The organism is Allomuricauda sp. F6463D, from assembly GCF_023015965.1.
Classification (GTDB): domain Bacteria; phylum Bacteroidota; class Bacteroidia; order Flavobacteriales; family Flavobacteriaceae; genus Flagellimonas.
Genome location: NZ_JALKAN010000003.1, coordinates 85,192 through 105,303, shown reverse-complemented (window position 1 = coordinate 105,303; position 20,112 = coordinate 85,192). Strand labels below are relative to the sequence as shown.

The window sequence follows — 20,112 nt, the reverse complement described above, 5'->3', positions numbered from 1 at the left end:
GAATAAAAAAAACTATTTATAACAACGGTAATTCACCGAAGCTACAAATAGTTTTTAGATCCAACAGGTAAAAAAACCTACTATGCGTTTATTATTTTTTCTTGGTGGTTGATGGATTCTTGATGAATTGCCTTGAACATTTTCAAAACAAATTCCTCGCTCAACCCTCTTTCTTCACCTTCCAAGATCATATTGCCCAAGATAGCGTTCCAACGATTACTTTGAAGTACTGCTACGTTCTTTTGTTTTTTCAACTTTCCTATTCCATCTGAAACCTTCATTCTTTTACCTAAAAGATCAACCAATTGATTATCCAAGACATCAATTTGAGCTCTAAGGTTACTTAAATCATTCTTGTATTCGGCCTCGTCATCAGTCTCTTTTCTAATACGCAAATCTTTCATGATCTGAACCAATGTTTTAGGTGTTACCTGTTGCGAGGCATCACTCCATGCATTGTCCGGGTCATAATGTGTTTCAATCATCAACCCATCAAAATTCAAATCCAATGCTGTTTGCGACACATCAAAAACCATATCTCGTTTTCCTGTAATATGACTTGGATCATTTATTATGGGTAAATCAGGAAATCGTGTTTGTAACTCAATAGCCAATTGCCATTCTGGGATATTACGGTATTTGGTTTTTTCATAAGTAGAGAAACCTCTATGAATTACCCCTAATTTATCAATATTAGCAGAGTTTAAACGCTCTACCGCACCCAACCATAAGGAAAGGTCTGGGTTTACCGGATTTTTCACCAAAACAATCTTATCTGTTCCTTCTAAGGCATCTGCGATTTCTTGGACGATAAATGGACTGACCGTAGATCTTGCGCCAATCCATAATAAATCAATATCATGTTCCAAAGCGAGGTCCACATGTGCTCTATTAGCAACTTCGGTAGCGGTTTTAAGACCTGTTTCTTCTTTTACCTTTTGCAACCACTTTAATCCGATGGCTCCTACTCCTTCAAAATTACCTGGACGCGTTCTTGGTTTCCAAATTCCGGCACGGTAATAGCTTACATCGGTATCTTTTAAATCATGGGCTATTCTTAACACCTGATCCTCAGTTTCCGCACTGCACGGACCGGCTACGACCAATGGATGATCCAGATTCATATCATCCAACCATTTTCTCATTTCCTTTTTGTTTTCCATAATTACCCTCTATTTTTTGTCAGTGGTATTCCTTTTAATATTTGTTTTATTTTATTGGTATTACTCATCTCTTGGTGGACATTCTCAAAATCGTTGTCCATAATCAATTGTTTGAACGTGGTTAGGTTCTGAATGTATTCTTCCAACGTTTCCACAACGTTATCCTTGTTCTGTTCAAAAATTGGAGTCCACATATCGGGTGAACTTTTTGCCAATCTCACTGTGCTTTCAAAACCACTCCCAGCCATGTCAAAAATATCGCGCTCATTCTTTTCTTTTTCAATAACCGTTTTTCCCAACATAAAAGAGCTGATATGTGATAAATGAGATACATAGGCAATATGCTTATCGTGCGCTTTTGGATTCATGTACCGTATACGCATTCCAATGTCTTGAAAAATGCTCAAAGCTCTTTCTTGTAATTTGAAAGCTGTTTTTTCTACTTCACAAATAATCATGGTCTTATCCGTGTACAATCCTTCGAAAGCTGCGGTTGGTCCAGAAAATTCTGTACCCGCGATAGGATGGCAAGCCATAAAATTTCTTCGTTTAGGATGGTCCTCCACTTGTTCGCAAATTAAACGTTTGGTGGAACCTGCATCCATTACCACGGTTTCATCCCCGACTGCATCCAAAATTTTGGGCAGTTCGCTCATTAGCACATTTACCGGTATACCAACATAGACCATATCGGCAGTTTCTAAATCTGCATACCCTCCTTTTTTATCTATAACTTGGAGTTCCATGGCTTTATTTAGATGGGAATCGTTTTTGTCCACACCTATAATTTCCGATTTTGGGTGCAGCCTTTTTACGTCTTTGGCAAAGGAACCTCCTATCAATCCAACTCCTATGATTACTAATTTCATGATTTAAAATCTTTCAATGGCTTCTTTGATTTTGTCTTCTTTTACGCATAGGGAGAACCGAATATACCCTTCACCATTACTTCCAAATATGGTGCCTGGCGCTATAAAAATATTCTTATCGTATAACACCTCATCAATAAATTGTTCTGAGGGTAGTGCCCCTTCGGGAAGTTTGCTCCAAACAAACATCCCAACGGCATTTTTATCATATGTACACCCTAATTTTTCCACCAACTCAAACATCAGTTCTCTTCTTTTGGTATATACCTTGTCCAATTCTTCAAACCAATCGGGACCGCTATTTAGGGCTGCAATCGCCCCTTTTTGTATACCATAGAACATTCCAGAATCCATGTTGCTCTTCACCTTTAGCACCGAATTGATATGTTCTGCATTTCCAAGCACCATTCCTACACGCCAACCGGCCATATTGAAGGTCTTGCTCAAACTGTTCAATTCCAAGGTGCAGTCCTTAGCCCCGGTTATGGATAAAATACTTTTTGGATTACTCGAAAGCACAAAACTATAAGGGTTATCGTTAACCAATAGTATGTTGTTCTTTTTTGCAAAATCCACCAACGATGTAAGTTGTTCTTCAGTTGCAGTTGCACCTGTAGGCATATGAGGATAACTGACCCACATTAATTTTACCTTGGACAAATCCTTTTTGGAGAGTTCCACCAAATCAGGGAACCAACCGTTCTCCGCTCTTAAGTCATAGGTTATGGGTTTTGCGCCTACCAAATTGGTCACCGATCCGTATGTAGGATAACCCGGATTGGGTAAAAGTACTTGATCTCCTTCATTTAAAAATGCCATACTAATATGCATTATTCCTTCTTTGGAACCCATCAAAGGCAAAACTTCGGAGTTTGGTTCTATGGATACATTGAATTTTTGCTGATAGAAATCGGCAATCGCTTCTCTTAATTGCGGTAATCCTTGATAACTTTGATATTGATGCGCGCCAGCCTCGGTGATGGAATTCCTCAACGTTTCCAAAACTTTGGGCGAAGGTGCCAAATCCGGACTTCCAATTCCCATGTTGATAATTGGTCTACCTTGGGCAATCAACCCCCTTACTTCTCTAAGTTTCTTTGAGAAATAATATTCCTGTACGCTTTTTAGCCTATCTGCCGCTATCATTATAATAATGCTTTTTTATATTCACCCAAAACCCTAAAATCTTCCGCCATGATCTGCAACAAAGATTTTGTTTTGGAAAATTGCTCATATTTATCAAAAGTAACATCAACAAAAAAGGCATACTTCCATGGCGTTTCGATCACAGGTAATGATTGAATCTTGGTAAGGTTCATGTTACAATCACTCAAAACATTCAAAACTGTGGCCAAACTTCCCCTTTTATGATCGGTTATAAACCTTAAAGAAGCTTTATTAATTTCCTCTTTAGGCAACACTTTATTTTGCTTTTTAAGGATGATAAATCGTGTTGAATTATTCACAATGGTCTGAATGTTATCCGCAATAATATCCAATCCGTACAATTCTGCAGCCATTTTAGGAGCAATGGCAGCAATATTATTTAAATTACCCTCTTTGATTCTTTTCGCAGTCTCTGCGGTATCCACGCTTTCAACAAGTTTGATCCGGGAATGGGCCTTAAAAAATTCTTTGCACTGTAGCAAAGCCATGGGGTGCGAATGCACTTCTTTTATATCCTCAAAAGTTTTACCCTTTAAAACCATAAGGTTATGATGAATATTCAAGTAATGCTCACCTATGATGTGGATATTATTATGGTACACTAAGTTGTAATTAGGGATAATGGAACCAGCAATGGAGTTTTCAATCGCCATAATACCCATATCCGCAACACCCTGTAATAGATTATCTACAACCGCATCAAAAGAGTTGTATTCCAACAATTCAATATTATCCCCAAAATAATCCCTAGCAACCTGATGGTGATTAGATCCTTTAATTCCCTGTATGGCTATTTTTAATTCCATTGCAAAAAAAAAGCCCCGATAGTATCGGGACTTTATAAATTGGTTATACTTTAAACGTATCTACAATAGTCCCGTTCCTCTTTCAAAAAAGAAGAAAAAATAAAAACGGTTCCAGAAATACGTGCTTGTCATCTCTTTGTTAATTGTCGGCTAATTTAGGTATTCAATTGGAAACACAAAGGGTTTCCTAATTTTTTTTTGATATTTTTTAAAAACCAGATTATTACTGCACATTATTCTAAAGAAACACTGTTTTTTTTAAGAATTCAAATTATCTCAATTATAAAGAAAAAGACGAGCTAAGTCCTATCCCAATTTTTAAATCCTAAGGATTAAAACAACTAAAAGCGTATTTTTGAAATAAATAAATTCTTCTTGAATGTCCATCACCGTACAAAACATTACTAAAACCTTTGGCACCCAAAAAGCACTTGACAATGTTTCCTTTACCATCAACAAAGGCGAAGTGGTTGGTTTTTTAGGCCCTAATGGTGCAGGAAAATCTACCATGATGCGAATTCTTACCACATATTACCAAGCAGACAGTGGAAATGCATCCGTAAATGAATTCGATGTTTTAAATGCGGCAAATGATGTTCAAAGAAGTATTGGGTATTTACCAGAACATAATCCGTTGTACTTGGAGATGTATGTAAAAGAGTACTTGGCATTCAATGCGGATGTCTACAAAGTTGACAAATCCAAAATCAATGATGTTATTGAGCAAACGGGCTTAACTCCCGAAGCCCATAAAAAAATTGGACTATTATCCAAAGGCTACCGTCAAAGGGTTGGTCTTGCTGCTGCCCTGTTGCACAATCCTGATGTTTTAATTTTAGACGAACCCACCACAGGACTGGATCCAAACCAATTGATTGAAATCCGAAAATTAATTCGTGAAATTGGCAAGGAAAAAACCATATTGCTTTCCACACACATTATGAAAGAGGTAGAAGCCGTTTGCGACCGTGTGATCATCATCAACAAAGGAAAATTGGTGGCCGATAAAAAACTGGAAGAACTACGTACTGAGGAAGAACAGATCATTGAAGTAGAGTTTGACTATCGGGTGGAAGAACAACTATTACATCAACTGCCAAACGTTTCCAAAGTAAAAAACACTGGGGGCTTCGTTTACGAAATCACTTTTAGCACTTCCAAAGATATGAGACCGTCCGTATTTGATTTTGCGCACGATAATAAATTGAAGACACTTCAACTCAGTAGAAAGAATAAAAACCTGGAGAGCTTGTTCACCGAGCTAACTGCCTAACTTTTCCTTTCCTTTTTATCCATTTTGATAAGATCCCTAACTGGAATGGGATGGTAAACCGTCTCAAATATGGTACTTTTGCGGTCCAGAAGATTATGGACAAATGAAGAAAAACAACGCTAGATTGGAACTTTCCAAAGAAGAAATGAAGAGCTATGGCTATCAAGTTGTTGATGCCATAGTGGAACATCATCAACAGCAGGCAGATAAGATGCCGGTCGCCTTGGGCTCTCGAAACGAAATGGAGTCCCTATTCTTAGAAGAAGCCCCCGAAAAAGGTTCAGACCCCGCCCAAGTGCTCAACTTTGTATTGGAAAAGGTAATGACCAACAGTACAAATATGGCGCATCCAAAATCCTTTTCATTTGTTCCGGGCCCAAGCAATTATATAAGTGTTATGGCAGACACCTTGGCAACTGGTTACAATATTTTTTCAGGCGGTTGGGCTGCCAGTCCAGCGGCAGCCGAATTAGAAATCGTAACCATTCAATGGTTGTTAAAAATTTTTGGTTTTCCAAAGAAAAAAGGAGGAGGTATTTTTACGAGCGGAGGCTCTATGGCCAACCTTACTGCGGTGGCAACCGCTAGGCGAATCAAATGTGGTGATGACTTCTCCAAAGCCATCATTTACCTCTCAGATCAAGCACACTCATCCAACATTAAGGCGATAAGAGTTTTAGGTTTTAAGAAAGAACAAATCAGAATTATTCCGACGGATAACGAATTCAAATTTGCGATAAACAAACTAAAAAATTGTATCGCCAAAGATAGATTAGAAGGTCTACATCCTTTTTGTTTAATAGCGACAGCGGGAACTACCAACACTGGCACAGTTGACCCATTGATGGAGTTGGCCAACATTTGTAAAAAAGAGGATATCTGGTTCCATATTGATGGTGCCTATGGCGGAGCCGCTATCCTATCCAAAAAAGGTAAGCAAACCATGAAAGGTATTGAAAAAGCGGACTCATTGACCGTTGATCCACACAAATGGTTCTTTCAGCCCTACGAAATGGGTTGTCTTTTGGTGAGAAACCACAAGAACCTCAGCAATACTTTTACCGAAAAACCGGAATATTTAAGGGATATCGAAGGAAATACCTCCGAAATCAATTTTTACGATCATGGTATTCAGTTGACCCGTAGATTTAGAGCTCTAAAATTTTATATGTCGCTCAAGACTTTTGGGTTGAAAGAATTTCGCGATGCGGTCACCTATAATATTGATTTAGCCGAAGAAGTTGAAACCCTGCTCAGGGGAAGCAAAAGTTGGGAGGTAGTATTCCCTGCTACCTTGGCCGTAATCAACTTTAGGTATAATCCCATAACCAAAAAATACAGTGAAAAGGAATTGGATAAAATTAACCAGTACATTTCAGAAAAAGTAGTGGAATCGCGCAAAGCATTGTTAGTCACCACAATTTTGAACGGACAAATTGTATTGCGTATGTGCTTGATAAATCCAAGGACTACCATGAAAGATGTGACAGATACTTTTGATATGTGTAAAAACTATGCTTTGGAGATTGAGGGAAAATTGACAAGTAAAGTCTAATTGATTCGATTTAGGTTTTCATCAACATCCTTATTTTTGAATTTATTGGTATTATTATCGAACTTATACTTTATGGCAAATGCAATTTCCCGTGCATCCACGAAATAGGTACCATTGGCTTCCACTCCATTAATGGAATAGCTTTCTTCAAAATTCATTGCCTTGGAAATATCGTTCAAACGGATCGCGCATTGAAATTTATCGAACAACGTTTTGGTCACAGAGGCGTTTAGTATCAACATAGTGTTTCTAGTATAAATCCCTTCGTTACGTTCGGTCATCATCCATCCACCAAAAGAAACAATAGTATCCTTGGCCACTTTGAATTGATGGTCGGTATATGCATATACATAAGGCTTAACTGTTGCCACAACCGCTGAGGAATCCGTGATTTTATTATAATTTAAACTTACAGAAGTGGTGGAGGTCCATATTTTATATGAAAATGGAAAGGTGGCACCTACATAAAAACCCATCTCCTTTTCCAAATTAATGGGAGATAAGGTGGCCGTGGTATCATTTGCTTCATAACTAATGGCGTAATACGACGGGTTTTCCTTTTGATACACATCCAGAAAAAATGATTTGTTTTTCCATTGCAAATTGGAAGAAATTCTCCGGGAAATAGTTGGCACTAAATTTATATTGTTGGTAGCCTCCAAAAAGGGATTTATAAAAACAGAAACTGAACTTGTTCTGGAAAAATTAGGCCTTGTAATGCTTTTGGAATAATTGAACGATAGCGTTTTGACACTATCTATCTTAAGGTTTAGTCCTGCTTTTGGAAAAAACCTAGTGTTTTTTCTACTGACCAATGGATTGGTTTCATTGTTCAAAGTACCAGATACGTCATTATATTCCACTCTGGCCCCAATGCTCACATCCAGTTTTTTGTTCAAGTTTGAACTAAAGTTCAAGTATGAAGCATATAATCGCTCTTTATAATCGTAATCCACATTTTCTTCATTTTGGGTTTCCAATTGCTGAACCTTTGAATGGGCAGTTGCCTGCGCTTCGTTCCAACTCGCTCCAAATTCACTTCTTAATTTATCGGAAATTGTATGTTCAACATCTAAACAGGCCGCCAATGAACCTATTTCGTATTCCTGATATCTGGACTCATCTAAAAAGAAACTCTCATTGTTATAGTTATTGAAAATATCAGTGTCCAACGTTTGTTTGAAAGTAGAATATTGGATTCCCGTAAAAAGGTTCCAATCTGCGTCTAATTTTTTATTCAAATTGAAATTACCACTAAAATATCTTCGTTGATTATCATTGTTAGGTTTGGATAAAATTTGATTCTCTTCAATACCATCGCTAACAAAAGTGTTGGTTTCAAAATCGGCTTCATCCGTTTGAAGCTTCATTGTAGTATTAAAGGAGACATAATCACTATCATTAATAGGATAGTATAGCCCAAGACCACCATTTATTTGAATTCTATTATTATCCGGAATCAACACCAAATAATTAGAATAAATATCCTCTTCAGGAATGGCAAACTCAAAAGTATTGCTCTCCCATTGCCCAATGGCATTATAATTAAGATTACCTCTTAAATTCCATTTCCCATTCGAGAAACTTCCATTGGAGCTTAGATAATGATTGGTGTTTTGCCTAAAAGACAACGTTTCTCCAAGACTGAAGCTAGCTCCCTTGTCCCTGCTCATCTTCAAATGAACCAAGATCACTACTTGTCCTTCTGCCTCATATTTGGGCGAGGGATTGTTGATAAGTTCAATGCTCTCAATGAATTCTACGGACAGTCCTTTAAGTTCTTCCAAACTGATTCGTTGATTGCCCAAATAAATCAATGGGCTTCCTCTTGAAATAACCGATATGGATTCTCTATCTGGCGAAATTTGAATATTGGGCAACTTGGAAAGTACATCCAAAGGATCTGCAATGGATAAAAAAACAGGATTCTGCACATCTATTTTTAAATTACCGTTGTTGTTGGTAATAGGATTTTTAAGGGCAATGACCTCAACATCCTCGAGCTCGGTTACCTGCTCTATCAAATGGACGGAAAATTCAAGGTTTTTATCCACGCTGATTGTCCTTGAATATTTTTTGAATCCCAAAGCAGAAACCTCCAAAGAGTAATCGCCTGCGGATATCTCTTCCAAAATAAATTGCCCGTCATGCAAAGTGGTGTACATCACAAGGTTTTCTCTATTGGAATCGAACAAAAAGACATCCCCGATTTGGACCATCTCACTATATGCATCAATAACTTTTCCCTTTACCGTGAACTGTTCTTGGCCATAACTAGAAACGGATAATGCGATGAATAACCAATGTAATTGTTTCAAAACTGTATGAATTTTGAAACAAATTAAACTGGAATCGGTATTTATCGAGTGTAAGGAAGGTCGGATTTAGGTGCTAGTACCCGGACTTTTTTTAAGTAATTCTTGTCTGTTCACCACATTTAATTTGCTATAGATATTGGTGATGTGACTCTTTACCGTACTAAGGCTGATGAACAATTCCGCGGCAATTTCCTTATTGCTTTTACCTTGAAGGATTAGGTTGCGAACCAAAGTTTCTTGCTTGCTCAATTGAGGCAATATAGGTTTGCGGCCTTTTCCCAGCCTAAATGTAATGTAAGCCAACAAAACTACAATTATAACAAGACCTATGTTGCTCCATGTACTCCATTGTAATCTTTGGCGGAGCGTTTCTTGATTTATATAAGCCAATTTCTCTTCCAGAAAAAGATATTCGGAAGAGGGAATATTACTTCCCTTAAATTCTTCCATCAATGCAGTATAGTAGGATGGGTTTTCAGCAATATCTCGGTTCAAAAGGTTTTTTTCTTCCAAAACCTTAATGGCCATCAGTTTTACCTTTAATATTTTGAGTGAGTCGCGGGCATAAACCGTTAGTTCATTTTCACTTTCCCGCTCGGACAATTCGGCAGCAAGCAAAGCTTCCTCAAATTTTTTGAATTTTCTCCACTCCAATGATGACAAACCACTATGAATACTATCCATTTTAGCAGTAGACTTATTAAAAGAAAAAGATTCGCCTGCAAAGGACTCCTCTATGAATATCAGGAAAAACAATAATGTAAGATATTTTGCGTATTTCAAAATGAATGGTGTTTCAATAAATTTCCATAAAAATCATGAGGTTCACAAATCAAAAATAGAATCAATAGCTTCATCCAAAAGAGCTTGCACCTTCGGATCTGTGCAATTGATTAACACAGCAATCACTTTTTCCGCTTCGGGATATACAAAAAGGTTGGTATAGGCCCCTACACTATTGCCTACATGGCCAACAAAATTCCTTCCTTTGGAATCTTTGCTCACCTGAAACCCAATACCGTAATAAGTGGGATTTTCATTTACAATTTGTGAGGTCAACAATTGACCATAAGTCTCGACCTTCAGCAACTTTTGTTCTAGTATGCATTGCCCCAGTTTAGCTACATCTTCAGAAGTGGACAAAAAACCTCCTCCTGCCAACTTATAGACATTGTTTACTTCTACAGCTTTTTTAAAACATAATGACCGCTTGGTGTAGAACTGTGCCAAATTCTCAACTCCATCTTCTTGTGGGAACGTATTTTCCATTCCCAATGATTTCAATACATTTTCTTTCACGTATTGTTGAAACGGCACACCGCTGACCTCTTGCATGGCTAAGGACAACAACACAAAATCAAAACTGTTGTAGAGATAATTACTTCCTGGTTCAAAAATCAGCGGGTCATTTTTAAAGATTCCCACTCCTTCTTTAATGGAATAATCTTGGTTCAAAGCGAATTCTTTTCCTCGATATCCACGTATTCCCGCAATATGACCTGCCAACTGCCGAAGCGTAAAATCATATTGTTTTTTAGGATAATATGGCACATAAGTATAAAGAGATTCATCTAAATCTATGATGCCATCTTCTTCCATTTTTCCCAAGGCCAATCCTGTAATGCATTTAGAAATACTGGCTATTCGGAAAATAGTTTGCTTTGGGTCTATTCTTTTTCTATTCTCGAAATTAGAGAAACCATACCCTTTTTTTAGAATAGGTTTGCCTTGATTTAAAATGGTAACAGCCAACCCAGGCACTTTCTTTTCTGCCACAAGATTATGGAAAAGTACATCAGCTCTTTCCAATCCTTTCAACCCGTCCAACGGTTTTACTTTAGGAAAAGGAGATAACAAACATCTAAAGTATGTGAGAAGTCTACCCAAATTTCTGATTTGAAATTCTAAAATAATGAGAAATAGTATGGAACAACAAGATTTCCTTTATAGTTTGGACAACTATATCAATCCTGGAATATTAATCTTCCGTTGAACAATTCTTCCACATCCACTTCAGGGGGCGTGTTCACACTGATTACATCACCCGTACCCCTGATAACCCCGCTTAATCTTTGTTGTGGGTTCACAAAGACATCATTGGATCCCCGATGGTTGATGGTCACATTGGTGGCTTCCATATTTTCAGCCTCAATTCTGGAATCACCCGCTGCTACATTAAGATTAAAGTTTACGGTGTTTCCATCCAGTTTAAAATAGGCTATACCATTTACCGTAACTCTTACTGTGGTTGCATCTAATTCCAAATCAAAAGAACCGTCGGTAGTGTCGGTTTCCGGGTTGTTGTAGCTTTCGGAAATTAAAGTAAGGCTCGGATAGCTTAAAACGCCATCACTGGAAATTAGTAGTCCCGTACCACTACGAATTTCCGTTATATTGGGAGATGTTACATACACCGTAGTTATCCCATAATCCCTAACATAATTACAACCGTTTTCATTTCTTAGTACGAGTCGACTCTCATCTACCACGGCAGTAACGTCATTTAATAGGAATTCACCGGTTTCAATTTCCACTAGCTGTTCGTCTCCTTGTTTTAAGACCACGTTCAAATTCTCAAAAACTGTAATGGTAGAAAAATCTGAGACATCAACTTTTATTCGGACAATATCCCCTGCATTTTGGAAACAATCTGGTACATTATCTCCGTTACAGGAAACGAAAAGCAGCGATAAGATGAAAAGTACAGATTTCTCGATCATACTCGAGGTGATAATACTAAATTCAAAAAATCTTCTCATTGCTACCATCTCAAATCTGTATACTATAATCTTACCCCTATTCCAAATTCCACTGCTTCTGCTTTGGCCGCATGTGATTTTAAGGTAATCGCTCCGAAAACCTTTTCCCCAAAATATCTTTTCATACCAATTCGATTGTATATCCTACCTTCAAAATCAAATGGATAATACACATAATACCCCAGTTGGGCCACAATGCTCATTTTATTCACAAAGAGTTCGTGCCCAACAAAAATACCCGCCCTTTTATAATCCGTATTTGGATCCACATCGAGTTCTGGGAATGCAATCGATTGATATCTAATCAATTCCTTTAAAAAGCTTGAAAAGAAAACATCCGTTCCCAATTGAATGGCACTGCGCTTGCCCAAACGTTTATCCGCATAGGCCGAGATAATAGCAAAGCCATAACGCCCCAAATTGATCACATCACTTTCGTTGGCACCTCCACGAAGTACTAAATTATAGCGAATCGGTTCGGTTATTTTATTTGTTGATTCCGGTTTTAGATATTCAAAAGTTGTTTCATGGTCCAGGTTATATGTCAACCCGAAATTCACGGAAAATGTATTGGTAGACGTATTGGGCGCCTTATAATTGGCATTGGAATAGTGTATAAAAGACAGTCCTGCATTTAGACCCAATCCAGCCACTAAATTTTCTTTCTGATAATTGAGCATCAATAAAGTACTGCTCAATAAGTGGCTTCCGTAGGCATTGTTTCTGAAGTTATCCACTTTATCATAAGGGTTTGTATTGTATGCCAATCCATGAGCGACCCGCAACTGAACATTTCTTTTTAAAAAATAGAAATTATAATGACCGTACAACCCGTAATGATTACCAAGGGTAGGGTTATTGGTATTGTGATAAATAAAAGTATAACCGGTATCAGGATAGCCAAAATCTGCCTCCCATTCCTTTTGGCCGTATGTTTTTCGGCTTACCCCCAAAATAATCCCTGCTGGATGATTTGTAATCAAATGCGAAATATCGGGGTTGTGCAAAAGTATGGACCCATAAAATTGGTTGACATCCAACGTATATACTTTTGGGATTTCCGGCTCTTGGGAAAATCCAAAGCAAAAACATAATAGAAATACCAAATAAAGTAGGTGCTCCATGGATAGCTAAAGTAGGAAAATTAAAAAAGTTCCTTGGCAATTGCCTTTACATTATCTGATTTCCCCATAGAATAATAATGTAAGACTGGCACACCTGCTTCTTTTAACTCTTTTGATTGTTGAATGGCCCATTCCACACCAACTTGACGCACTTCTTGATTTGTTTTACATGCTTCAACGGCATCTATCAAATCTTGGGGGAGATCTATACTAAAAACTTGTGGCAATAATTGTAAATGTCTTTTAACTGCAATAGGTTTTATGCCTGGAATAATGGGCACATCAATTCCCATTTCCCGGGCCGCCTTCTCAAATTCAAAGAATTTTTGATTGTCAAAAAACATTTGTGTAACTACATAATCGGCTCCAAACTCTACTTTTTCCTTTAATCGTTTTAAATCGGATTGCAAGGATGGTGCCTCCATGTGTTTTTCTGGATAACCCGCCACACCTATACAAAAATCACCACAATCACTGGATTCAATGGAATCGTGCAAATAGTTTCCTTCATTAATGTCCTTAATCTGTTTCACCAATTCCGTAGCATATTGATGGCCTCCTTTTGTGGGAGTGAAATATCTTTCCTCTTTTCGGGCATCCCCGCGTAGTGCCATTACATTTTCAATCTCAAGATATTGACAGTCCACCAAAAGGTATTCGGTTTCCTCCTTGGTAAAGCCGCCACAAAGCACATGGGGCACGGTATCCACATCGTATTTATGCTTTAAAGAGGCACAGATGCCCAACGTCCCTGGACGGGTACGGGTCAGTTTCTTATCCAACAACCCATCCTTCTCTTTGTATATATATTCTTCCCTAGAGGTTGTCACATCTATAAACGGAGGTTTGAACTCCATTAAGGGGTCTATATTTTTATAGAGTTCCTGAATACTTTTCCCTTTTACTGGCGGTACTATCTCAAAACTGAAGAGGGTTTTTCCGTTTGCATTATTTATGTGATCGGTGATTTTCATTTTATGGTTATCCGTTTATTATTATTGGTTGATGTGGTAATTGGATATTTTATTCATCAACTATATTGGGAGCCAGCCATTTTTGAGCTTTCTCCAATGTTATATTTTTTCGTTCAGCAAAATCTTGGACCTGATCTTGTTCGATTTTTCCCAACCCAAAATATTTGGCTTGTGGATGTCCAAAATAATATCCACTCACGCTCGCAGCGGGCCACATTGCCAAACCATCGGTTAATTTCACACCAATTTCTTCCTCAACATCCAATAAATCCCAGATAGTAAGTTTTTCCAAGTGATCCGGACATGCCGGATATCCTGGAGCCGGACGTATTCCACTGTATTTTTCCTTTATCAATTCGGTATTTTCTAAATTCTCATCAACTGCATAGCCCCAGTATTTAGTCCTCACTTCTTTGTGGAGATACTCTGCATAAGCTTCAGCCAATCTATCCGCTAGGGCTTTGATCATAATGGAATTATAATCATCATGGTTTTTCTCAAATTCGGTAGCCAGTTCTTGCGTACCAAAACCTGTGCTTACACAAAAGAAGCCCATATAATCCTGTATTCCTGAATCTTTTGGTGCAATAAAATCTGCCAAGGCGATATTGGGAACCCCTTTACGCTTTTTCAATTGTTGTCGGAGTGTTCTAAACATAAAGATTTTACCATCTTTCTCAACTTCTATATCGTCTTCTTTGATTTGATTGGCGGGAAATAACCCGAATATGGCTCTGGCCTTAAGTAGTTTTTCATCCAAAATTTTACTCAAGAGCTCCTTGGCATCCTTAAATAGTTCAGTGGCTTGTTCGCCAACTATATCATCCGTCAAAATATCCGGATACTTTCCGTGCAAGTCCCAGCTACGAAAAAATGGGGTCCAATCTATAAATTCTTCCAGTTTCTTCAAATCAAAATCCTCCCACACCTCAATACCTAGCTTATTAGGTTTTTTAATATCTACTGGATTCCATTCGATTTGAAGCTTATTTTGCCTTGCTTGCTCCAAGGTCAAGTATTCTTTCTTTCTAGAACGACTTAAGAACTTTTCTCTAAAACTCTCATAGTCTAATTTGATAGATTTTTTGTACTTCGAGGAAGTCGCATCCTGAAGTAGATCGCCCACCACCGTAACTGCCCTGGATGCGTCGTTCACATGAACCACTGCTTGGCTATACTGGGGGTCTATTTTTACAGCGGTATGGGCCTTGCTCGTAGTCGCCCCACCAATTAAAAGAGGTACATTAAAGTTTTGACGTTCCATTTCCTTCGCCAAAAACACCATTTCGTCCAATGATGGAGTAATCAATCCACTCAGACCAATAATATCCACTTGTTCCTCTTTAGCTTTATTGATGATTTTTTCCGGTGGTACCATCACGCCCATATCTACAATTTTATAATTGTTACAAGCGAGCACCACACTTACAATATTTTTTCCAATATCGTGTACATCACCTTTTACCGTGGCCATCAAAATTTTCCCGGCTGCCTTAGCGTTTTTGTCTTTTGATGCTTCAATATATGGGGTTAAATAAGCGACCGCCTTCTTCATCACCCTTGCGGATTTCACCACTTGGGGCAGAAACATTTTTCCACTTCCAAAAAGATCTCCAACAACGTTCATTCCTGCCATTAAATTTCCTTCGATCACTTCCAAAGGCATTGTTGCCTTTTGCCGGGCTTCTTCTACATCTTCAATAATATATTGATCGATTCCCTTAACCAAGGCACGGGTAATGCGATCTTGAAGCGGCTCTTCTCTCCAAGACAAATCAACTTTACTTTCTTTGGCAGTACCTACAACCGTTTCGGCAAATTCCAGCAATCGTTCCGTGGCATCATCCCTCCTATTGAGCAGTACATCTTCAACATGTTCCAACAAATCTTTTGGGATATCATCATAAACTTCCAGCATGACCGGGTTTACGATTCCCATGTTCATACCTGCTTTAATGGCATGGAACAAAAAGGCTGAATTAATGGCTTCACGAACCGGATTGTTCCCTCTAAAGGAGAATGAAACATTGCTCACCCCACCACTTACACTGCAATAGGGCAAATTCTCCCGTACCCAACGAGTACCTTCGATAAAATCAATGGCATTTTTCTTATGCTCGTCCATTCCTGTTGCCACAGGAAAAATATTGAGATCGAAAATGATGTCTTCGGGAGGAAAATTGACTTCATCGACCAAGATGTCGTAAGAACGTTTTGCAATTTCTTTCCGACGCTCCAGAGTATCTGCCTGACCAACTTCGTCGAAGGCCATTACGATGACGGCCGCCCCATATCGCTTGATTAATTTTGCATGGTGCACAAATTCTTCTTTTCCTTCTTTAAGGCTGATGGAATTTACTACACATTTACCTTGTACTACTTGTAATCCTGCTTCGATAATTTCCCATTTGGAACTATCAATCATAATGGGTACGCGAGCAATATCGGGTTCGGCAACGATTAAGTTCAAAAACCTGACCATGGCCTCCTTTCCATCGATCATTCCATCATCCATGTTCACATCAATGACTTGTGCACCACCTTCTACCTGTTGGCGGGCAATGTCCAGGGCCTCATCGAATTTTTCTTCTTTGACTAACCTTAAAAACCTTTTGGAACCAGCTACATTGGTTCGCTCCCCAACATTAATGAAATTGCTTTCGGGGGTTACGATTAAGGGCTCAAGGCCCGATAGTTTTAGGTATCGCTGTTCGTTGTTCCTTATTTGTTGTGGGTTCTCTTTTTCCATAAGTCCTAAACTATGCTGGATTCAAAAGCTTTCTTGGTTCATAATCCTTCACTAAATCAGCAATGGCCTTAATATGTTCGGGTGTGGTTCCACAGCAACCTCCCACAATGTTCACTAAGCCTTTTTCTAGATACTCTTTTATCTGTGCCGCCATTTGTTCGGGTGTTTCGTCGTACTCACCAAATGCATTTGGCAGACCTGCGTTTGGATGTGCAGAGGTTGCAAATTCCGATTTTGCCGAAATCACTTCCAAATGGGGCACCAATTGTTTGGCTCCCAAGGCACAATTGAATCCAACGGATAAAATCGGGATATGGGAAATGGAAATCAAAAAGGCTTCGGCAGTTTGCCCAGATAATGTTCTTCCTGAGGCATCGGTAATGGTGCCACTGACCATTATAGGTACTTCAATATTGCGTTCATCTTTCACCTCTTCTATGGCAAAAAGTGCTGCCTTCGCATTGAGGGTGTCAAAAATAGTCTCTACCAATAAAAGGTCTACACCACCATCCAACAATGCTTCCACTTCTTGTTTGTATGCTTTTCTTAATTCATCAAAAGAAACAGCTCTATAGCCTGGGTCGTTTACATCTGGAGACATACTGGCCGTTTTGTTTGTTGGCCCCATACTTCCTGCCACAAATCTAGGTTTGCTAGGGTCTTTCTTGGTATATTCATCGGCCACTTCCTTGGCAATCTTGGCGGATTCATAGTTCAGTTCATACACCAACTCTTCCATGCCATAGTCTGCCATTGCAATGGTAGTACCGGAAAAAGTATTGGTCTCAAGAATATCCGCACCTGCTTCCAAAAACGCACGATGGACTTCTTTTACCGCTTCTGGCTGTGTCAAGGACAACAAATCGTTGTTTCCCTGAAGATCACTTGGCCAATCCTTGAATCGCTCTCCCCTAAAATCTTCTTCCCCAAACTTATATCGTTGCAACATGGTTCCCATGGCTCCATCTAGAACTAGGATTCGTTTTTGCAGTATATCTTCAATTTTTTTCATAGTACTATTTTCCTTTAAAAAAGGATGTAATGATATCAAGAAAAGTGCGTAGATACTGTGTTGTATTCTTTTCGTTATCCTTCCCATTTGGCAGGATGTACTGCTTCCTTCCCAAAAAAGGTCAGGTTCAGGGTAGAATGTAGCACCTTCTCGAGGTCGAGGGTTGCTAAGGCTTCACAGGGTCTAATCCCTCCACCTTTCTTGATAACACTTTCAATTTATAAATGAACTGAACAACAAAGAAACGGCACTCCTTAGTGAAAAGCAAAAAAAGAACTGCTAATTTCGCATTTACAGCAATTTTTGGGTATCCAAAATATGGGTGTTTAAATCATCGTACCTCCAGTGACTTCAATTTTTTGTGCATTTATCCATTTCGCATCATCGGTACACAGAAAGGCAACTACCCCTCCGATATCATCGGGTCTACCAATACGCCCTAAAGCGGTTCCTTTAACAATAAAACCTCTTTTAGTTTCATTGTTTTTATTCTCACCTCCTCCAAAATCGGTTTCAACGGCACCTGGTGCAACCACATTTGCAGTTATTTTCCTTGAAGCCAATTCTTTGGCCAAATAACGAGTAAACACTTCAACTGCTCCTTTCATGGATGCATAAGCGGAACATGTAGGGAAAGCATATCGTACCAAACCAGACGAAATATTAATGATTCTTCCACCATCCTTAAGATAAGGTAAGGCTTTTTGGGTAAAGAAATAAACTCCTTTTATATGAATATTAAACATCTCATCAAACTGTTTCTCTGTTGTTGAAACAAAGGGCTCATAAATACCCGTACCTGCATTATTGATTAGAAAGTCGAATTTAGACGACCCCATTGTTTCTTCCAAACCTTTTTTATATTGATTAAAAAAAGCATCAAAAGTCTTGACTTTAGAAGTATCCAATTGTACTGCCAGCGCTTTCTGTCCCAATCTTTGAATACTTGCAACAACTTCTTCTGCCATATTTTTATTTGAATGGTAGGTCAAAACCACATCTATTCCTTTTTTTGCAATGTTGATGGCCATGTCTTTACCCAATCCACGACTACCTCCTGTTACCAATGCTATTTTATTTCTAGTCATATTTCTTTGTTTTATTCATTCTGAACAAAATTAATGGGATAATTTTTGATTGGGTAATGTACTTTCCTGCTTTTTTTAAGCTTTTATTTTAAAAATAAAAACACCCTCCAAAATTTCTTCTGGAAGGCGTCTCCTCTTCTAAAAACAAATTTGTACTAATTAATGCTCTGTACCACTTCCTTTTTGGCTTCTTTTTTAGATCCATCAAATCCTTCTACTCCTCCAACAGTGGTATATTTCATCACAAATCGTTTGTCAGGATTTATGATTTGATAAGCAAATTGACACATTACTGCAGCTTCGTGGAAGCCTGACAAAATCAACTTGAGCTTACCGGGATAGGTGTTGACATCACCAATGGCGAACACACCGGGGAGGTTGGTCTGGTAATCCTTGGCGTTATTTACCTTAATCGCATTTTTCTCAATTTCCAAGCCCCAGTTGCCCAATGGCCCCAATTTTGGGGACAACCCAAATAATGGTATAAAATAATCGGTTTCCACATAGGCTTGTTCCTTTTCCTCGTCATTGTACTTAATCACAACCGCATGTAAATCATCTTTACCATGAATTTCCTTGACCTCAGCTTTAGTAAACAATTGAATTTTACCCAATTTGGCCAGTTCCCTTGCTTTTTCCACCGAATCAAGAGCCCCTCTAAATTCATTTCTTCTGTGTACCAAAGATACCTCGGAGGCCACATCGGCCAAAAATATGGCCCAATCCAACGCAGAATCTCCTCCACCGGAAATGACCACTTTTTTATCGCGGAACTGCTCAGGGTCTTTAATCATATACTCCACCCCTTTACTTTCAAACAATCCAATATTTGGAATCAATGGTTTTCTAGGCTCAAAAGAACCGAGTCCTCCAGCAATAACTACAATAGGAGCATGATGTTTTGTACCCTTGTTAGTGGTAACTATATAAGAACCATCCTCTTGTTTATCCAATGTTTCCGCTCGTTCTCCTAAAGTAAAACCAGGTTCAAACGGTTTAATTTGCTCCATTAAATTATCCACCAACGTACCTGCTAAAATCTCTGGATAAGCAGGAATATCGTAAATGGGTTTCTTCGGGTAAATTTCCGAACATTGACCTCCCGGTTGAGGCAAAGCATCGATTAGATGACATTTTAACTTCAGCAATCCAGCTTCAAAAACAGTAAATAGTCCTGTTGGTCCTGCTCCTATGATAATAATATCTGTTTTGATCATAATTCTACTATTAAAAGGCCTTGAAGTATCCTTTGACA

Annotated in this window: 16 protein-coding genes and 1 riboswitch; of the genes, 2 read left to right on the top strand and 14 right to left on the bottom strand. The window is 38.6% G+C overall.

Features of this window, described 5'->3' with window-relative positions:
• Positions 1–80: 80 nt before the first annotated feature.
• Genes MWU56_RS14110 through MWU56_RS14095 form a run of 4 tightly spaced genes read right to left on the bottom strand, consistent with a single transcriptional unit; the run spans position 81 to position 4,005 of the window.
• Positions 81–1,163 carry a bifunctional 3-deoxy-7-phosphoheptulonate synthase/chorismate mutase type II gene (locus tag MWU56_RS14110; RefSeq protein ID WP_247045419.1) on the bottom strand — a complete coding sequence of 361 codons (1,083 nt, stop codon included), beginning with the start codon at positions 1,161–1,163 and terminating at the stop codon, positions 81–83.
• A 2-nt stretch (positions 1,164–1,165) separates the two neighbouring features.
• The gene (locus MWU56_RS14105; RefSeq protein WP_247045418.1) at positions 1,166–2,032 is read right to left on the bottom strand and encodes a prephenate dehydrogenase; all 867 of its coding nucleotides are present in this window, start codon (positions 2,030–2,032) and stop codon (positions 1,166–1,168) included.
• A gap of 3 nt (positions 2,033–2,035) precedes the next feature.
• Positions 2,036–3,178, bottom strand: coding sequence for a pyridoxal phosphate-dependent aminotransferase (locus tag MWU56_RS14100; RefSeq protein ID WP_247045415.1), 1,143 nt, complete (start codon positions 3,176–3,178; stop codon positions 2,036–2,038).
• Complete coding sequence (locus tag MWU56_RS14095; RefSeq protein WP_247045413.1) at positions 3,178–4,005, bottom strand: prephenate dehydratase; 828 nt, start codon at positions 4,003–4,005, stop codon at positions 3,178–3,180. The genes MWU56_RS14100 and MWU56_RS14095 overlap by 1 nt, the downstream gene beginning before the upstream one ends.
• Before the next feature lie 379 nt (positions 4,006–4,384).
• On the opposite strand from MWU56_RS14095, the gene gldA reads away from it, so the two are divergent.
• Both gldA and MWU56_RS14085 read left to right on the top strand, forming a co-directional pair.
• Positions 4,385–5,278 carry a gliding motility-associated ABC transporter ATP-binding subunit GldA gene (gene gldA / locus MWU56_RS14090; protein WP_247045411.1) on the top strand — a complete coding sequence of 298 codons (894 nt, stop codon included), beginning with the start codon at positions 4,385–4,387 and terminating at the stop codon, positions 5,276–5,278.
• 103 nt (positions 5,279–5,381) lie between these two features.
• The gene (locus MWU56_RS14085) at positions 5,382–6,833 is read left to right on the top strand and encodes a pyridoxal phosphate-dependent decarboxylase family protein (RefSeq protein WP_247045409.1); all 1,452 of its coding nucleotides are present in this window, start codon (positions 5,382–5,384) and stop codon (positions 6,831–6,833) included.
• Here MWU56_RS14085 and MWU56_RS14080 read toward each other — a convergent pair.
• From MWU56_RS14080 to MWU56_RS14035, 10 genes are all read right to left on the bottom strand, one after another.
• A complete protein-coding gene (locus MWU56_RS14080; RefSeq protein ID WP_247045407.1) occupies positions 6,830–9,151 on the bottom strand; it encodes an outer membrane beta-barrel family protein in 2,322 nt (773 codons plus the stop codon). The genes MWU56_RS14085 and MWU56_RS14080 overlap by 4 nt on opposite strands.
• 66 nt (positions 9,152–9,217) lie before the next feature.
• Positions 9,218–9,934, bottom strand: coding sequence for a response regulator transcription factor (locus MWU56_RS14075; RefSeq protein WP_247045405.1), 717 nt, complete (start codon positions 9,932–9,934; stop codon positions 9,218–9,220).
• A gap of 42 nt (positions 9,935–9,976) precedes the next feature.
• A complete protein-coding gene (locus MWU56_RS14070; RefSeq protein WP_247045403.1) occupies positions 9,977–10,978 on the bottom strand; it encodes a serine hydrolase domain-containing protein in 1,002 nt (333 codons plus the stop codon).
• A 137-nt stretch (positions 10,979–11,115) separates the two neighbouring features.
• A complete protein-coding gene (locus MWU56_RS14065) occupies positions 11,116–11,910 on the bottom strand; it encodes a head GIN domain-containing protein (protein WP_247045400.1) in 795 nt (264 codons plus the stop codon).
• Between the two features lie 23 nt (positions 11,911–11,933).
• On the bottom strand, positions 11,934–13,034 hold the full coding sequence (locus tag MWU56_RS14060) for an acyloxyacyl hydrolase (protein WP_247045398.1): 1,101 nt from the start codon (positions 13,032–13,034) through the stop codon (positions 11,934–11,936).
• A 20-nt stretch (positions 13,035–13,054) separates the two neighbouring features.
• Positions 13,055–14,008, bottom strand: coding sequence for a methylenetetrahydrofolate reductase [NAD(P)H] (metF, locus tag MWU56_RS14055; protein WP_247045396.1), 954 nt, complete (start codon positions 14,006–14,008; stop codon positions 13,055–13,057).
• Positions 14,009–14,057: 49 nt separating this feature from the next.
• The gene (gene metH, locus MWU56_RS14050; RefSeq protein ID WP_247045394.1) at positions 14,058–16,757 is read right to left on the bottom strand and encodes a methionine synthase; all 2,700 of its coding nucleotides are present in this window, start codon (positions 16,755–16,757) and stop codon (positions 14,058–14,060) included.
• A 10-nt stretch (positions 16,758–16,767) separates the two neighbouring features.
• Positions 16,768–17,769, bottom strand: coding sequence for a homocysteine S-methyltransferase family protein (locus MWU56_RS14045; RefSeq protein ID WP_247045392.1), 1,002 nt, complete (start codon positions 17,767–17,769; stop codon positions 16,768–16,770).
• A 71-nt stretch (positions 17,770–17,840) separates the two neighbouring features.
• Positions 17,841–17,980: riboswitch (SAM riboswitch) on the bottom strand.
• Between the two features lie 115 nt (positions 17,981–18,095).
• Entirely contained in the window at positions 18,096–18,857 is a 762-nt protein-coding gene (locus MWU56_RS14040) for an SDR family oxidoreductase (RefSeq protein ID WP_247045390.1), read from the bottom strand.
• A 155-nt stretch (positions 18,858–19,012) separates the two neighbouring features.
• Positions 19,013–20,074, bottom strand: a complete 1,062-nt coding sequence (locus tag MWU56_RS14035) for an NAD(P)/FAD-dependent oxidoreductase (RefSeq protein ID WP_247045388.1) — start codon at positions 20,072–20,074, stop codon at positions 19,013–19,015.
• Between the last annotated feature and the right edge of the window lie 38 nt (positions 20,075–20,112).

Excerpts from the sequence above, each read along its gene's own strand:
- MWU56_RS14095 (WP_247045413.1), bottom strand. The coding sequence starts at position 4,005 with ATGGAATTAAAAATAGCCATACAGGGAATTAAAGGATCTAATCACCAT.
- MWU56_RS14035 (WP_247045388.1), bottom strand. The coding sequence starts at position 20,074 with ATGATCAAAACAGATATTATTATCATAGGAGCAGGACCAACAGGACTA.
- MWU56_RS14100 (WP_247045415.1), bottom strand. The coding sequence starts at position 3,178 with ATGATAGCGGCAGATAGGCTAAAAAGCGTACAGGAATATTATTTCTCA.
- MWU56_RS14060 (WP_247045398.1), bottom strand. The coding sequence starts at position 13,034 with ATGGAGCACCTACTTTATTTGGTATTTCTATTATGTTTTTGCTTTGGA.
- MWU56_RS14065 (WP_247045400.1), bottom strand. The coding sequence starts at position 11,910 with ATGAGAAGATTTTTTGAATTTAGTATTATCACCTCGAGTATGATCGAG.
- metH (WP_247045394.1), bottom strand. The coding sequence starts at position 16,757 with ATGGAAAAAGAGAACCCACAACAAATAAGGAACAACGAACAGCGATAC.
- gldA (WP_247045411.1), top strand. The coding sequence starts at position 4,385 with ATGTCCATCACCGTACAAAACATTACTAAAACCTTTGGCACCCAAAAA.
- MWU56_RS14040 (WP_247045390.1), bottom strand. The coding sequence starts at position 18,857 with ATGACTAGAAATAAAATAGCATTGGTAACAGGAGGTAGTCGTGGATTG.
- MWU56_RS14110 (WP_247045419.1), bottom strand. The coding sequence starts at position 1,163 with ATGGAAAACAAAAAGGAAATGAGAAAATGGTTGGATGATATGAATCTG.
- MWU56_RS14045 (WP_247045392.1), bottom strand. The coding sequence starts at position 17,769 with ATGAAAAAAATTGAAGATATACTGCAAAAACGAATCCTAGTTCTAGAT.
- MWU56_RS14105 (WP_247045418.1), bottom strand. The coding sequence starts at position 2,032 with ATGAAATTAGTAATCATAGGAGTTGGATTGATAGGAGGTTCCTTTGCC.
- MWU56_RS14085 (WP_247045409.1), top strand. The coding sequence starts at position 5,382 with ATGAAGAAAAACAACGCTAGATTGGAACTTTCCAAAGAAGAAATGAAG.
- metF (WP_247045396.1), bottom strand. The coding sequence starts at position 14,008 with ATGAAAATCACCGATCACATAAATAATGCAAACGGAAAAACCCTCTTC.